14 protein-coding genes are annotated in these 13,333 nt (G+C 73.5%); 10 read left to right on the top strand and 4 right to left on the bottom strand.

Annotation, left to right across the window (positions count from 1 at the left end; all coding sequences use genetic code 11):
• The first annotated feature begins 403 nt into the window (after positions 1-403).
• Complete coding sequence (locus ACVUH9_RS18125) at positions 404-859, top strand: hypothetical protein (protein ID WP_475759432.1); 456 nt, start codon at positions 404-406, stop codon at positions 857-859.
• Positions 860-1,023: 164 nt separating this feature from the next.
• Here ACVUH9_RS18125 and ACVUH9_RS18120 read toward each other — a convergent pair whose 3' ends face one another.
• The gene (locus ACVUH9_RS18120) at positions 1,024-2,010 is read right to left on the bottom strand and encodes a DUF7065 domain-containing protein (RefSeq protein WP_475759430.1); all 987 of its coding nucleotides are present in this window, start codon (positions 2,008-2,010) and stop codon (positions 1,024-1,026) included.
• Positions 2,011-2,117: 107 nt separating this feature from the next.
• On the bottom strand, positions 2,118-2,705 hold the full coding sequence (locus ACVUH9_RS18115; RefSeq protein ID WP_475759428.1) for an FxsA family protein: 588 nt from the start codon (positions 2,703-2,705) through the stop codon (positions 2,118-2,120).
• A gap of 80 nt (positions 2,706-2,785) precedes the next feature.
• On the opposite strand from ACVUH9_RS18115, the gene ACVUH9_RS18110 reads away from it, so the two are divergent.
• Together ACVUH9_RS18110 and ACVUH9_RS18105 are read left to right on the top strand one after the other, a co-directional pair.
• Positions 2,786-3,082: a metal-sulfur cluster assembly factor gene (locus ACVUH9_RS18110; protein WP_475759426.1), complete on the top strand. Its 297-nt coding sequence runs from the start codon at positions 2,786-2,788 to the stop codon at positions 3,080-3,082.
• Between the two features lie 83 nt (positions 3,083-3,165).
• Positions 3,166-4,815 (top strand): S8 family peptidase, encoded by a 1,650-nt coding sequence (locus ACVUH9_RS18105; RefSeq protein ID WP_475759424.1) that lies wholly within the window; start codon positions 3,166-3,168, stop codon positions 4,813-4,815.
• Between the two features lie 105 nt (positions 4,816-4,920).
• Here the strand turns inward: ACVUH9_RS18105 and ACVUH9_RS18100 are convergent, their stop codons facing one another.
• The gene (locus tag ACVUH9_RS18100) at positions 4,921-6,354 is read right to left on the bottom strand and encodes a WS/DGAT/MGAT family O-acyltransferase (RefSeq protein ID WP_475759422.1); all 1,434 of its coding nucleotides are present in this window, start codon (positions 6,352-6,354) and stop codon (positions 4,921-4,923) included.
• A gap of 124 nt (positions 6,355-6,478) precedes the next feature.
• On the opposite strand from ACVUH9_RS18100, the gene ACVUH9_RS18095 reads away from it, so the two are divergent.
• From ACVUH9_RS18095 to ACVUH9_RS18085, 3 genes are all read left to right on the top strand, one after another.
• A complete protein-coding gene (locus ACVUH9_RS18095; RefSeq protein WP_475759420.1) occupies positions 6,479-7,552 on the top strand; it encodes a M28 family metallopeptidase in 1,074 nt (357 codons plus the stop codon).
• 137 nt (positions 7,553-7,689) lie between these two features.
• A complete protein-coding gene (locus ACVUH9_RS18090) occupies positions 7,690-8,670 on the top strand; it encodes a 4-hydroxy-3-methylbut-2-enyl diphosphate reductase (protein ID WP_475759419.1) in 981 nt (326 codons plus the stop codon).
• Positions 8,671-8,705: 35 nt separating this feature from the next.
• Positions 8,706-9,851 carry a hypothetical protein gene (locus ACVUH9_RS18085; protein WP_475759417.1) on the top strand — a complete coding sequence of 382 codons (1,146 nt, stop codon included), beginning with the start codon at positions 8,706-8,708 and terminating at the stop codon, positions 9,849-9,851.
• 188 nt (positions 9,852-10,039) lie between these two features.
• On the opposite strand, the gene ACVUH9_RS18080 is transcribed toward ACVUH9_RS18085, so the two are convergent.
• Positions 10,040-10,831, bottom strand: a complete 792-nt coding sequence (locus ACVUH9_RS18080) for a thioredoxin domain-containing protein (protein ID WP_475759415.1) — start codon at positions 10,829-10,831, stop codon at positions 10,040-10,042.
• Between the two features lie 44 nt (positions 10,832-10,875).
• Here ACVUH9_RS18080 and ACVUH9_RS18075 point away from each other — a divergent pair, with 44 nt between their 5' ends.
• The 4 genes from ACVUH9_RS18075 to ACVUH9_RS18060 all read left to right on the top strand — a co-directional run bounded on the left by ACVUH9_RS18075 (position 10,876) and on the right by ACVUH9_RS18060 (position 13,327).
• On the top strand, positions 10,876-12,321 hold the full coding sequence (locus tag ACVUH9_RS18075) for a fenitrothion hydrolase (protein ID WP_475759413.1): 1,446 nt from the start codon (positions 10,876-10,878) through the stop codon (positions 12,319-12,321).
• Positions 12,318-12,488, top strand: coding sequence for a hypothetical protein (locus tag ACVUH9_RS18070; protein WP_475759411.1), 171 nt, complete (start codon positions 12,318-12,320; stop codon positions 12,486-12,488). Before ACVUH9_RS18075 ends, ACVUH9_RS18070 begins: the two co-directional genes overlap by 4 nt.
• Before the next feature lie 173 nt (positions 12,489-12,661).
• Positions 12,662-12,907: a hypothetical protein gene (locus tag ACVUH9_RS18065; protein WP_475759409.1), complete on the top strand. Its 246-nt coding sequence runs from the start codon at positions 12,662-12,664 to the stop codon at positions 12,905-12,907.
• 81 nt (positions 12,908-12,988) lie between these two features.
• Entirely contained in the window at positions 12,989-13,327 is a 339-nt protein-coding gene (locus tag ACVUH9_RS18060; protein ID WP_475759407.1) for a hypothetical protein, read from the top strand.
• Positions 13,328-13,333 lie beyond the last annotated feature (6 nt).

The following is a 13,333-nucleotide window of genomic DNA, read 5'->3' as shown; positions in this document are numbered from 1 at the left end:
GAGACGATCGGCAAGCGCCCCGGTGCGGCCGAGCAGCAGCCCGGCGCGCCGGCAGGTGACGTCGCGATCGATCCGACCACCGGCCAGCCGGCGGCGGGCCGCGGCCGGCCGGGCGGAGCGTCGTCGGGCGGCCGCCGACGCCGCTCGACGGGCGGCGGCTCGACGGGCGGCCGAGGAACGTCGGACGGCGCCGACGGCCCCAGCGCCCACGGCCCCGGAGTCGACGGCCCCGGCCCCGACAGACCCGAGCGTTCCGTCGAACAGCTCCGGAGGCTCGTCGAGTGCTGGCACCGCGTCGGCGCCCAGAGGGCCTGCGGCCGCGGGCGGAGGAACCGCCGCCGACGAGTTCGGCATCGAGTAGCACGGGCTCCGTCCGGCCCGCGCCCTACCGTTCCAAGAACCCGTGGACCTCGTCTTCATCTGTCCCCAGGACGCGATCCGCGTCATCGCCGAGTCGATCGGCCGCGAGGCCCGTCGCCAGCTGGTCGGCGAGGTCGTGCGCGCCTGGGTCGACGAGATCCCGGAGCCCGAGCTCGTCGGGCAGTACTCCCGCACGCTCGCCGACCTCGACGAGAACGACCTCTCGATGCTCGCCGCCTGGCACGCCTCGCTGGAGGTCGGCCAGCCGGTCGCCAACCGCGACTTCCTCGTCCGCGTCTTCCCGACCCTCGGCGAGAATCGCCGTGAGGCGATGAAGATCGCCGCCGGCTTCCGGGGCGAGGACGCGTTCGACGCGGGCGTCGCCGAGGAACAGGCCCTGCGCGCGGTGCTTCCGCACCTCTCGGACGAGAGCGCCACCTTGATCGCGCGCGAGGCGACCGAGCTGTACTGCTGGGATCGCCTCGGCTCCGAGAACTAGGCGGTTGGTCTGAGGCGGCCGTATGCCGTCGCATCTCGCCACCTGGTTCGCTCGGCAGGACTGGCGTCCAGCTCTCGCTTCCCGGCGGCGACCTGCTCGGCCTACGACCACCTCAGACGCAACCGCGCGGCTTTGCGGTTCCCCTCGCGGAACCGCGCGGCGTCTTAGGACTCGTCGGGCGCGGGGACCTTGCGGAGGATGTCGTAGCGGCCGAGGCCGCTGCGGTCGCCGAGGCGCCAGCGGAAGAAGGCCATGTCGAGCCGCAGGCGGCCGAGCTCCATGGTGGTGCCCGAGATCGCCTCGCCCGTCGCCGTCCAGACCGGCCCCTCGTCGCTCTCCCAGAGCTCGATCGTGGCGTGGGTGTGGCGGCCACCGCTGTCGGTCGTGGTCGAGATCCGCGGCTCCGGCGTCTCGACCACGGCCCGAGCCGTGTCGGGCTCGGCCAGCGGCTCCGGAGCGACGTCGTCCTCGTCCTCGTCGTCGAACTGCTCCTCCGCGACCAGGGCCGGCGCGCGGGAGACGGTCGACCAGGCGATCTCGTCGGCGTGGGACTCGGCACCGTCGGGCCGCAGGGCGTTGACGTTGAAGGCGACCTCGTCGCCGAACCAGCCGGTGACCGTGCGTGCCAGCTCCAGCCGACTCCAGTCCGGGGCACCCCACTGGTGGCCGCGCTGGCCGACACCGTCGATCTTGACCCGGCGGCTTCCGCCCGCCCAGCTGAGGCTGCCGGTCACGCGGCACGGCTGCTCGTAGCCCTCCATGCCGCCCCACTTCGCGGCGGGATGGTCGGCCGCGAGCACCAGCGGCGGGCCGGTCGCCTCGAAGGTCAGGTCGAGCGCGCCCGCGTCAGAGGCGACCGAGACCGTCCAGCGGTGATGGGCCTCGACGATCGTGTGGTCGATCCCGGCAGCCTGCAGCTCGGTGTAGTCCTGCGGCGTCCCCTCGACGGCGATCCCGCCCTCGGCCTGGCTGATCACCGGAGCGCCCTCGGCGAAGACCATGATCAGCCCGGAGGCCGCCCCGCCGGCGACGCCGATCCGCACCGTGCCCTGGACGCCCGAGCGCTCGTCGGCGAAGGCGCAGGTGACGGCGTCGCTGAACGCCGGGTCGTCGGCGACATGGGGCCGTTCCAGAGCGGGATCGAGGGCCATCCGGCGATCATGCCAGCCTGCGACCCGGACCGACGGGCGGCCGTCTCCGTCGTCAGCGACGGCACCCGGCCGCGGACGACGAGCCCCTCCCGTCGCGAGAACGCCGCTCAGCGGGGATCGTCGTCGCTGTCCGCGTGGCCCTCGAGGTCGGGCGGCGGCGAGCGCCGGACCGGCTCGTCGTCGAACAGGTCGCTCTCGGGCAGGGTCGGTGGCACGTCCCCGGGCCGCGGCTGCTCGGTCGCGGTCCCCTCGACGTCCGCCGCGCCCGCGCGGCGACGGGCGGCCTGGCCTGCCGCCCAGCCGGCGCCGCGCGTCCCGACGACGAACGGCATCGTCATCCGCCGCAGGACGAGGAAGCCGAGCAACGGTCGCACCAACGTCCGCACCGGCGGCAGCAGGAGCAGCAGCCCCAGCGCGCCGCTGATCAGGCCGGGGACCAGCAGCAGCACCCCGGCGATGACCACGATCCCGGCGTCGAGGACCCGCGCGCCGACCTTGTCCCCGGTCTGCGAGGCGTCCGCCACTCGCCGCCAGGCGTGGAGTGCGCCGCGGCCGAGCACCCGCGCCCCCAGCATCGAGCTGGCGATCAGGAGCAGCGCGGTCGGGGCGGCCCCGATCAGGTCTGCGACCCGCAGGACGGCCCAGACCTCGAGCACGGCACCGCCAACGAGGGCGAGCAGGACGATCAGGATCATCCTCGTACCGTACGCCGGAGCGGCGCCGAGCGGGAGCGCAGGCCGATCGATCGCCCGCGCCAGTGTGCGACACTCGGTAGATGGCCAGCGTCGAAGATGTAGAAGCCGCGCTCGCGAACGTGATCGATCCCGAGCTGGGGTTGGACTTCGTGGAGCTCGGACTGATCTACGGGGTCGTCATCGAGGACGGCCACGTGCAGGTGACGTACACGCTGACGACGCCGGGCTGCCCGATCGGGCCGCAGGTCGAGTCCCAGATCGAGGAGTTCGTCGGCGAGCTCGACGGCGTCGAGACGGTCGGCTCCGAGGTGACGTTCATCCCGCCGTGGTCGCCGGAGAAGATGAGCGAAGACGCGAAGTTCGCGCTCGGCTTCTGAGCGCCACCGCGCGCCGCTTGGCCCGATCTCTTCGCCCCCGACCGAAACCGCAGCCCTGTGTGGGGGTTGCAACCCGGGAGAACATGCACCGTCCCGTTGCCCGTCCCGCCGTCCGCCTGCTCGGCGTCGCCATCGTCGTCTGCCTCAGCGGAGCGGCGGCCTCACCGGCCGCGCTCGCGGCGACGTCCACCCAGAAGCACGCCGGAGCGACGGCCGAGCAGCGCTCCGGTCCGACCGGGCGGCTGCTGGTCACCACGCGGACCGAGGACGGGCTCCGGTCGACGGTCGTCGCCGGCGGTGACGCCGCGGCCCGTGCGCAGCGGGCCGCAGAGCTGGAGCAGGACCCGGCCGTCGTCGAGGTCGTCCCCGAGCGCCGAGCCGCCGTTCGCAGCCTGCCGAACGACCCCGTCCTCCACGACCAGGAGCCGCTCGCGCCGGACGGCGTGGCCAAGGCCTGGTGGGCGAGCCAGATGCGCCTGCCCGAGGCGTGGAAGCTGACCAACGGCGCGAAGACGACGATCGCGGTGATCGACACCGGCTTCGACGCGAGTCATCCCCAGCTGTCGCCGGTGATCAAACGGTCGTTCGTCGAACGTGCCCAGGGGACCGTTCCGGGGACCGCGCGGACCGACGAGTTCGGTCACGGCACGCACGTCGCCTCACTCGCCTGCTCGGCGTTCAACGACGCCGCCGGCACGGTCGGGGCCGGTGGCCGCTGCAAGCTGATCACGATCAAGAGCGACCTCTACGACTCGAGCGTCGCGAAGGCCGTGACCCGGGCGGCGGAGCTCGGCGTCGACGCGATCGTGATGAGCTTCGGCGTCGACGGCGGCGTCGACGCGCCGCTGGTCCTCCGGCAGGCGCTGCAGGCCGCCGCGGACAAGGGCGTCGTCCTGGTGACCGCGGCCTCCGACCGGCCCGGTGCCGAGCAGGGCTACCCGGCCAACATCCTCCAGCCGACCGGGACCGGCAGCAAGCTCGACGACGGCATCGGGCTGACCGTGACCGCGGCGACCGCCGACGGCCGGCGAGCGAGCTTCGCCGGCTTCGGGACCCAGATCAGCGTGGCCGCCTTCGGGGCCTACGCCAACTCCGGAGGGCCGCCCGGCATCATCGGCGCGTTCCCGGCCGGGAACGCCAGCTACGAGCGGACGACCGATCCGGCCACCGGGCAGCCGGTGGCGGCGCTCGCGCAGCGGACCGACGTCCGCGGGGATCGCCGCTACGCCTACGAGGCGGGCACCTCGATGGCCGCTCCGATGGTCGCGGGGGTCGCCGGACTGATGCGGTCGGCGAACCCGCAGCTCGGCTCGCAGGAGATCGTGCGCCTGATCAAGCAGACCGCGCAGCGGTCGGGTGGCTGGACTGAGCAGACCGGCTGGGGGGTCGTCGACGCCTTCGCCGCCGTCGACGCCGCCCGGCGGGTCGATCTCCAGGCTCCGAAGGCGAGCTTCCGCAGCCGGTCGCGGACGGTCTCCAGCGGACGGGCCCGACTGGCGTGGCAGGTCAGCGACCGCGCCCCGCGTCCGCTGGTCGCCTCCGGGGTCCGGCGCGTCGAGGTCTGGCGCAGCGTCGACGGCGGGCGCTTCACCCGGGTCGCGAGCACCGCCGCCCGCAGCCTCTCGGTGTCGGTGCCGCAGGGGACGGTCCGCTTTGCCCTGCGTGGCGTCGACAAGGCGGGCAATCGGGCTCGACTCTCGACCAAGACCGCGCTCAGCCTCCACCGGAACTGAGCGGCGAGCGCGGCGCCCGGGCCGGGCACCGCCCCTGACGGCGCCTCGACCGGCCCGGCTTGGGCGTCGGTCCGATCGAGCCGGGCCGTGCGCGTCCTGTGGGCGCTAGGCCCGCACGCGCGGGCGCCGCTCGCCCGCGGCCTTGGCCTGCGCCAGCTCGTCGAGCTCGTCGAGTGCGTGGCGGATCCCGTCGGCGATCACCTTCAGGTCGGGCACCGCGTCGCGATCGCTGATCAGACCGAAGCTGACCGCGCCGTTGTAGGAGAGGATCGCGATCGCCAGGGCGTGGTTCTCGGGCAGGAACGCGATCGGGAACGCCCGCTCCATCTTGCGTCCGCGGAAGTAGAGCGGGAACTGCGGGCCCGGCACGTTGGTGACCAGCAGGTTGAAGAGCCGGGTCGAGAAGGTCAGCCGGGACGCCTGGGCGAGGATCGTCGGCGGCGCGAAGTTCTGGACGTTGGCGATCGCCTCGGCCCCCAGCGCCTGCTTGCTCTCCTTGAGGTCCTTCATCGCCTCGCGGATGAACTCGAGCCGCTCGATCGGGTCGGCGATGTAGACCGGCAACGGGCCGCGCATCGCCGTCAGCCGGTTGCCGAGCTGGCCCTGCTCGCTCGCGACCCGGGTCGAGACCGGCACCAGCGCGCGGAGCTCGAGGCCCTCGGTCCGGACGCCGCGCTCCTGCAACCAGCCGCGCAGGGCGCTGGTCACCACGGTCAGGACGACGTCGTTGACGGTCCCGCCGAACTGGTCCTTGATCCGCTTGAAGGTGGCCAGCTCGCTCTCGACGGCGCGGTAGCGGCGGTGGGTGCCGATCGGCACGTTCAGCGGGGTGCCCGGGGCGGGGTTCATCAGCGCCCAGCCCATCTCGGCGATCCCCTCGCCGACCTCGCGAGCGCGGGCGACGGCGGCGGTCGGCCGGGACACCGCATCGATCGCCCGGGCCGCGCCGAGGACGCCGGCGCGGGCGATCCCGACCACGCCGTCGGCGAGCAGCTCCGAGCGGCTCGGGACCGGTCGCGGCTGCCAGGCCTCGTCGGGGTGGGGGATCTCCATCGGCTCGGGGCCGATGTCGAGCAGGGCGGTGCCGATGTCGATCCCGCTGAGGCCGTCGATCAGCGCGTGATGGGTCTTCGAGATCAACGCCCAGCGGCCGGTCTCGATCCCCTCGATCACCCACAGCTCCCAGAGCGGCTTGGACCGATCGAGCCGCTGGGAGAAGATCTGGGCGGTCGCCTCGCGCAGCTGGTCGCGGGTGCCCGGCTGGGGGAGGGCGGTCCGCCGGACGTGGTACTCGAGGTTGAAGGCCGGGTCGTCGATCCAGACCGGGTTGCCGCTCTGGAGCGGTGCCTGCTCGAGCCGCTGCCGGTAGCGCGGCAGCAGGTGCAGGCGCCCGCGGACCGTGTTGAGGACCTCCGCGAACGGTGGTGGTGGTCCCTCGAAGACGATCACCCCGCCGATATGCATGTGGGCGGCGGGACCCTCCTGGTGGAGGAAGCCTGCGTCGACGGCGGTGAGTCGATCGGAGTTCTGCTGAGCCATGTCGTCCCCTCTGTCGTCGGCGCAGGTGCGACCGACGGCTGCGAGCCCTCCACCCTACCCGTGGCGTCGGAATCGGCAAGAGCCTGCACGGGCGGTCGCGTAGGCTCCATATACTTTCGTAGCTATGACCGCGCCTCCTGATCTTTCGGCAGCGTCCTCCAAGGGGCCAGGCGGGTGGGGGTCGCGCGGGTGGCTCGTCGCGATCGGGGGCGCGGCGGCCGTCGTGATCGTCCTGCTGGTCGTCCTGCTCGCCGGTGGCGGAGAGGACGATCCGGCGACGACCAGTGCCGCGCTTGCCGCTTCGGCGGCGACGGCGGCGACCACCACCACGGAGGCTGCGCCGGAGCCATCGTTGAACGCCCAGCTGCGGGCCGCCCAGCGCGCCGACCCGCGGGTGCCGCGGGCGACGGTCGACCGCTTCGACGCGGACCGGGCCCTGCGGCTGGTCAAGACGCAACTCAGCTTCGGGCCGCGCCCCTCGACGTCGACGGCGCTGGAGCGGCTACGCCCGCAGCTGCTCGCGCGCTTGCCGCGGGGCCGCCAGGAGGCGGTCGACGGGCACCCCGGCCTGTTCAACCTGGTCGGGCGGATCCCGGGGCGCAAGCCCGCGATCGTGCTCGCGGCTCACTACGACACGCAGATCCTGCCGACCGGCTTCGTCGGGGCCAACGACTCGGCGGCGGGCACCGCGGTCGTGCTCGAGGCGGCGCGGAGACTGGCGCGGACACCGCGCCCGGCCGGCGGGCGCGAGATCCGCTTCGTGCTCTTCGACGGCGAGGAGCTGCCGCCCGGAGGCGACGACAGCCAGTTCGCGCGCGACGGCCTGCGCGGATCGAAGGCCTACGCCGACGCCCACGCGGACGAGGTCGAGGCGCTGACGTTGGTCGACTACGCCGCCAACCGCGGGTTGCGACTGCCCCGCGAGCCGCGTTCCGACCAGAAGCTCTGGAGTCGGGTTCGCTCGGCCGCTCAGCGGGTCGGCGTCGGGACGGTCTTCGCCGGGGTGAGCCAGTTCGCGATCATCGACGACCACGTCCCGTTCCTCGAGGCGGGCGTGCCCGCGGTCGACCTGATCGACTGGAGCTACCCGCAGAAGAACACGGTCGAGGACACCCTCGATCGGCTCTCGTCGCGGGCGATCGACGCCACCGGCGAGACGATGGTCGCCTGGCTGGCGGCCGAGCGCCGACGGCGCTAGCGGCGCCGGTCACGCGCGGAGGGCGCGGGGACCCGGCACCAGGGCCGGTCCCACGCGCGCAGTTCCGTCGGGCGAATAGCCGACCGTCGGCGTCGGAGATCGGCGGAGGTCACGGACGGAGCCGCTACGATGGTGGGGTGACCGCGCTCTCCACCCCGGACACCGTCCTGCTGGCGCGCCCGCGCGGATTCTGCGCAGGGGTCGACCGGGCCGTCCAGACGGTCGAGCGCGCGCTCGACCTCTACGGCCCGCCGGTCTACGTCCGCAAGGAGATCGTCCACAACAAGCACGTGGTCGAGAGCCTCCAGGCGCGCGGCGCGATCTTCGTCGACGAGCTGACCGACGAGGTCCCCGCGAACGCGATCACCGTCTTCAGCGCCCACGGGGTCAGCCCCGCCGTCCACGCCGACGCCGAAGAGCGCGGGCTGCGGACGATCGACGCGACCTGCCCGCTGGTGACCAAGGTCCACCGCGAGGCCGTCAAGTTCGCCGAGGACGGCTACCAGATGATCCTCATCGGCCACGCCGGCCATGAGGAGGTCGAGGGCACGATGGGCGAGGCCCCCGAGCACATCACGCTCGTCGAGACGATCGAGGACGTCGACCGGCTCGAGATCGACCCCGAGACCGAGAAGCTCGCCTACATCTCCCAGACGACGCTCTCGGTGGGCGAGACGAAGGAGATCATCGCCCGTCTGCGCGAGCGCTTCGCCCACATCACCGGGCCCCGCAAGGACGACATCTGCTACGCCACGACCAACCGCCAGTCGGCGGTCAAGGCGTTGGCCGAGCAGTGCGACCTGGTGCTCGTGATCGGCTCGAAGAACTCCTCCAACTCGCTGCGCCTGGTCGACGTCACGCGCGAGCTCGGGACCGACTCCTACCTGATCGACAACGCGACCGAGGTCCAGGAGGAGTGGCTCGAGGGGCGACGCACGATCGGCATCACCTCCGGCGCCAGTGCCCCCGAGGAGCTCGTCGAGCAGCTGCTGGAGCTGTTCCGCTCGCGGGGGACGAAGGACGTGCGGCAGCTCGAGGTGATCCGCGAGGACGTCCGCTTCATGCTGCCGAAGGCGATCCGCGTCGAGCAGCACGCCCGCGAGGCCGTCGGGGCCTGAGCCGCCTCCGCGGTCGGACGACGGGCGGCGGGCAGATGACCGGCACCGCCACGCCGACCCTGGTCGTCTCGGACCTGCACCTCGGGTCCGGTGGCGGCGCCGACGTGCTGCGCGCTCCCGGCGTCGCGCGCGACCGCCTGCTGGCCGCGCTCGACGACGTCGAGCGACTGGTGGTCGCCGGGGATCTGCTCGAGCTGCGCCACGCGCCGCCGCGCGAGATCCTCGATCGGGCCCGCCCCGCGCTGCGCGCGCTGGGGGAGCGGCTCGGCCCCGACCGCCAGGTCCTGCTGCTCGCGGGCAACCACGACCACCGGCTCGTCCGGCCGTGGCTCGACCACCTGCGGATGGGCGACCGCCCGCTCGCGCTGACCAACGACGTCGCTCCCGACGAGGTCTCCGAGATCGCCGTCGCCGTCGCCGAGGCGCTCGCCCCCGCCGAGGTCCGGATCGCCTATCCCGCCGCCTGGCTGGTCGCGCCGTCCGGGCCGTCCGGGCCGTCCGGGCCGTCCGGCGGCGTGCTGGTGACCCACGGTCACTACATGGATGCGCTCTGGCGGATCCCGACCGTCGAGCGGCTGGCGGCCGGCCTGGTCGCCCGGATCCACGGCACCGGGACCGACGACCTCCGCGACCCGGACAGCTTCGAGCGGTTGCTGGGACCGGCCTACGGTTGGATGGACGGCCTCGCCGACCACGCTGCGGGCCACGGCGTCAGCGCCTCGCAGCGGACGTCGGCGGGGGTCTGGGAGCACCTCAACGACCGGACCTCGTGGCGCGGCCGGATGCTGCGGACCGGGCTCCCGCGGGCGATCCGGCTGCTCGGACGGGCGGGGATCGGCGACTTCGAGGGGCAGCTGACTCCCGACGCGCTGCGGATCGCCGGCACCCGCGCGATCGCGTCGGTCGCGACCCGTCTCGACGTGCACCCCGGCCACTTGATCGTCGGTCACAGCCACCGCGCGGGGCCGCAGTCGGGCGACGCGGCCTGGGAGTGGCGGCTCGACGACGGAAGTCGCCTGCACAACTGCGGCTGCTGGGTCTACGACGGGACGCTGCTCAGCGGCAGCGATCCGGCGGCCTCGCCGTACTGGCCCGGACGGGCGATCCGGATCGGCTCCGACGGCGTTCCGCGCCTGCTCGGGCTGCTCGACGACGTCCGCGACCCGTTCGCGTCGGCCTAGATGGGTGGTTCCGCAGTCTCCCGGACGTGAGCGGCGTCGGGACGCCGCCGGGGGCGAGGACCAGGCGGAGAGGCCGTCTCCAAAACAGTGCTCTCGCCGTCGTTGCGGCGGCGAGAGCACGGAGATGGGGCGGTAGGCACGTAGAACGGTGCTCTCGCGCCCGCCGCGCCCGCCGCGTCGGGCGGGCGCTACTCGCCGTCGTGGGCGCTGCCGTTCGCCGAGCCGGCGGACAGCCCGGGGGCGAAGCTGACCCCGTGCACGATCGTGCCCTCGTCGGCGACGAGGTCGAGCTCGCCGGTCGCCGAGAGCCCGCCGTGATCGATCAGCAGGTAGGCGCCGGGATGGTCGACGGTGACGGTCTCGCCGTTGACCTGGATCGCGCCGGGGCCTTCGGCCGGCGGCTCGAGCACGGCCCAGACCTCGCCCGCGGTGTAGGACCCCGACCAGGGACCTTCCTGCTCGGGAGAGGGGACCACGAGCAGCGCATCGTCGTCGTCGACCGGACGCTGCGGGGCGAGCGGCTGCTCGTCGAGGCCGAGCAGCTCGAGGATCGCCTCCTCGGTCTCCCGGTAGCCGCCCTCGCCGTGGTGGTAGTCGACGAGCCAGCTCTTGCCGTCGAACAGGTAGCGGGCGGGCCAGCCGGGGGCCTCGACCTCGTCGCGGTACTTGGCGTCGTCGTCGATCAGGACCGGGAACTCGACCCCGAGCCGCTCGACGGCGGGCTTGATCACGTCGTAGCCCTTGGAGCACGGGAAGCCCGGCCAGTGCACGCCGACGACCCGCAGGCCGTGCGGCTCGTAGCGCTCGTGCCAGGCCTTGAGGTACTCCAGGCTGCGGACCGAAGCGGGGCGGCAGAAGTCCCAGAACTCGACCAGGACCGGACGGCCTCGCTGCTGGTCCATCCGCAGCATGGCGACGTTCAGCCAGAGTGCGGGCCGGGGGAACGCGGGGGCGGGGATGCTCTCGGCGGGCACGCGCATGGGGGCGACACGGTACATCGTTCTGGCGCCGTAGCATCCGCCGCATGTCTCGCCGCCGATCGCATCGGGCGTGGTGGGGGTCGGCGGCGTTGCTGGGCGTCGTCCTGCTCCTGCTCGCGCCCTCCTCCGCCGCCGCCCACGGGCTGGGCGGGACGCGGACGCTGCCGATCCCGGAGTGGCTGTTCGCCTGGGCCGCCGCGATCGTCCTGGTGGTCTCGTTCGTCGGGCTGATGGTCCTCTGGCCCCGGCCGCGGCTGGCGGCGTTGGCGGTCGGGCGCTCGGTGGCGGTGCCGGCGCCCGTCCGCCACGTCGGCCGGGTCGTGCTCGGCCTGCTCGGGGTCGCGCTCTGGGCCCTCACGATCTGGGCCGGCCTGACCGGCACGAGCAACGTCCAGGCGAACATCGCCCCGACGATGGTCTACGTCAGCTTCTGGGTCGGGCTGCCGGTGCTCTCGCTGTTCGTCGGCGACATCTGGCGGGCCCTGAGCCCGTGGCGGGCGATCGCCGACTTCGCCGGCTGGATCGGACGCCGGATCGCCGGCCCCGACGGCCTGCCGACCCCGCAGCCGTACCCCGCGCGGCTCGGCCTCTGGCCCGCGGCGCTGGTCCTGCTCTGCTTCGCCTGGCTCGAGCTGGCGGCCCCCAGCCACGACGATCCGGGCGTGCTCGGCGTGCTGGTGCTCGTCTACGGCGCGGTCATGCTGATCGGCGCCAGCCTCTACGGCACCCGCTTCCTCGACCAGGCCGACGGCTTCGGGCAGTACTTCCGGCTGGCCGCGGCGCTCGCGCCGCTGCGCTGGACCGAGGGCCGGCTGCACCTGCGCTGGCCCGCCACCGGTCTGGGCGAGGTCCGGCCCGAGATCGGGCTCGCCGCGGTCGTGCTGGTGCTGATCGGCTCCACGACCTTCGACGGGATCTCCGCCGGTGAGCTGTGGACCTCCGACGGCGCGGTCGGCCCGACGCTCGAGGACTTCTTCAGCTCGGTCTTCGGGCTCGGTCCCAACGGGGCGGCGACGGCGGCGAAGACCGTCGGCCTGCTCGCCGTGATCGGCCTGGTCAGCGGCTTCGTTCGGCTCGGGATCGCCGGGATTCGGAGCGTCGATCCGACCCGGTTGAGCTCGCGCGACCTGATGGGCCGGTTCGCGCCGACCCTGGTCCCGATCGCGCTCGGCTACGCGGTCGCGCACTACTGCTCGCTGCTGCTCCAGCAGGGGCAGACGATGGGCTACCTGCTGTCGGACCCGCGGGGCGACGGCTCGAACTGGCTCGGGACCTCCGGCTGGGGCGTCGACTACGGCGTGCTCAGCGGCAACGGCACCTGGTACGTCCAGGTCACCGCGCTGGTGCTCGGCCACGTCGCCGGGCTGGTGGCTGCGCACGACCTGGCGCTGCGGACCTTCCGCGGGCCGCGGGCAGCAGCCCGATCGCAGTACTGGATGCTGGCCGTGATGGTCGGGTTCACGTCGCTCGGGCTATGGTTGCTGTCGTGATGGTCCTCGCCCACGTCGGTCACTGGTACCACGCACTGCTCTACCTGGCCCCGGTCGCGCTGGTCGCCGGCGGCCTCTGGTACGCCGGCCGCAAGCTGCCGGAGGACGAGGCCGAGGACGGCTTCGGCGAGGGCATCGCGGACGACGAGCTCCCGCCCGCTTCCTGACCGGGAGCGCGGCGCGCTGGCGGCGCAACCCCGGGGTGGGGCGCCGCCGACGGAGGCGGGGAGTGGGATCACCTGTCGTCGGTACGGTCGCGCGTATTCGCAGGCCGAGCGCAACCAACGGGCCGGTCCGGGGTTCTCCCGGGTAACGACCCACCGTCAGACCCGAGAGCCAGATGCCCACGCGTGACAGTCACCAGCTTCACCTGTTGCTCGACTCGATCGACGACACGCACGAGATCGTCGTGTGGCGCTCCGACGCGGAGGACATGATCCGCGCCGCCTGGGAAGCCGCCCGCGACGAGGCCCACACCGAGTGGGCCGCCTGGACCGCCCGTCCGGGAACCGAGCGCTGGGCCGTCTACCTCGCCGCGTGCGACCGCGAGGACGCCGCGCTGGCGGCGCTCGCGACCGATCGCTGATCGGATCACGCACGAGGCCGGCTTGGCCGGTGACGGGCGAGACGGGCGAGACGGGCGAGACGATCAACTAGACTCGCCCCGATGACGACTCGTCGTCATCGGGTTGCCGTGGCCGCCGCCGTCCTGGTGGCGCTGGCCTGTGCGCTGGCGTCGACCGAGCTCGGCACCGGCCTGCTGTTCCTGGCCCCCGGCCTGGTCCTGCTGCTGCCGTTGCTGCTGTCGCGCTACGTCGGCGAGCGGTCGCTGGCGCGGTTGCGCGGGATCGCCCGTCGCCCGCGCCGTCAGCGGCCTGCCGACGCCCGCGTGCCCCGGCAGGCGCGCCGGGCCAGCGGTCCGGTCGTCCGCGGAAGCGCGCTGGTCGGCGATCGGCTCGCCCGCCGCCCGCCACCCCGGGCGGGCCTCGCGAGCGCGCCCTCCTGAGGACCC

The organism is Patulibacter ginsengiterrae (assembly GCF_056269115.1).
The sequence above is the reverse complement of the archived record's forward strand: the minus strand, read 5'-3'. Positions and strand labels throughout refer to the sequence as shown.

Excerpts from the sequence above, each read along its gene's own strand:
- ACVUH9_RS18080 (WP_475759415.1), bottom strand. The coding sequence starts at position 10,831 with ATGCGCGTGCCCGCCGAGAGCATCCCCGCCCCCGCGTTCCCCCGGCCC.
- ACVUH9_RS18065 (WP_475759409.1), top strand. The coding sequence starts at position 12,662 with ATGCCCACGCGTGACAGTCACCAGCTTCACCTGTTGCTCGACTCGATC.
- ACVUH9_RS18085 (WP_475759417.1), top strand. The coding sequence starts at position 8,706 with ATGACCGGCACCGCCACGCCGACCCTGGTCGTCTCGGACCTGCACCTC.
- ACVUH9_RS18095 (WP_475759420.1), top strand. The coding sequence starts at position 6,479 with ATGACCGCGCCTCCTGATCTTTCGGCAGCGTCCTCCAAGGGGCCAGGC.
- ACVUH9_RS18115 (WP_475759428.1), bottom strand. The coding sequence starts at position 2,705 with ATGATCCTGATCGTCCTGCTCGCCCTCGTTGGCGGTGCCGTGCTCGAG.
- ACVUH9_RS18100 (WP_475759422.1), bottom strand. The coding sequence starts at position 6,354 with ATGGCTCAGCAGAACTCCGATCGACTCACCGCCGTCGACGCAGGCTTC.
- ACVUH9_RS18105 (WP_475759424.1), top strand. The coding sequence starts at position 3,166 with ATGCACCGTCCCGTTGCCCGTCCCGCCGTCCGCCTGCTCGGCGTCGCC.
- ACVUH9_RS18120 (WP_475759430.1), bottom strand. The coding sequence starts at position 2,010 with ATGGCCCTCGATCCCGCTCTGGAACGGCCCCATGTCGCCGACGACCCG.
- ACVUH9_RS18060 (WP_475759407.1), top strand. The coding sequence starts at position 12,989 with ATGACGACTCGTCGTCATCGGGTTGCCGTGGCCGCCGCCGTCCTGGTG.
- ACVUH9_RS18110 (WP_475759426.1), top strand. The coding sequence starts at position 2,786 with ATGGCCAGCGTCGAAGATGTAGAAGCCGCGCTCGCGAACGTGATCGAT.
- ACVUH9_RS18075 (WP_475759413.1), top strand. The coding sequence starts at position 10,876 with ATGTCTCGCCGCCGATCGCATCGGGCGTGGTGGGGGTCGGCGGCGTTG.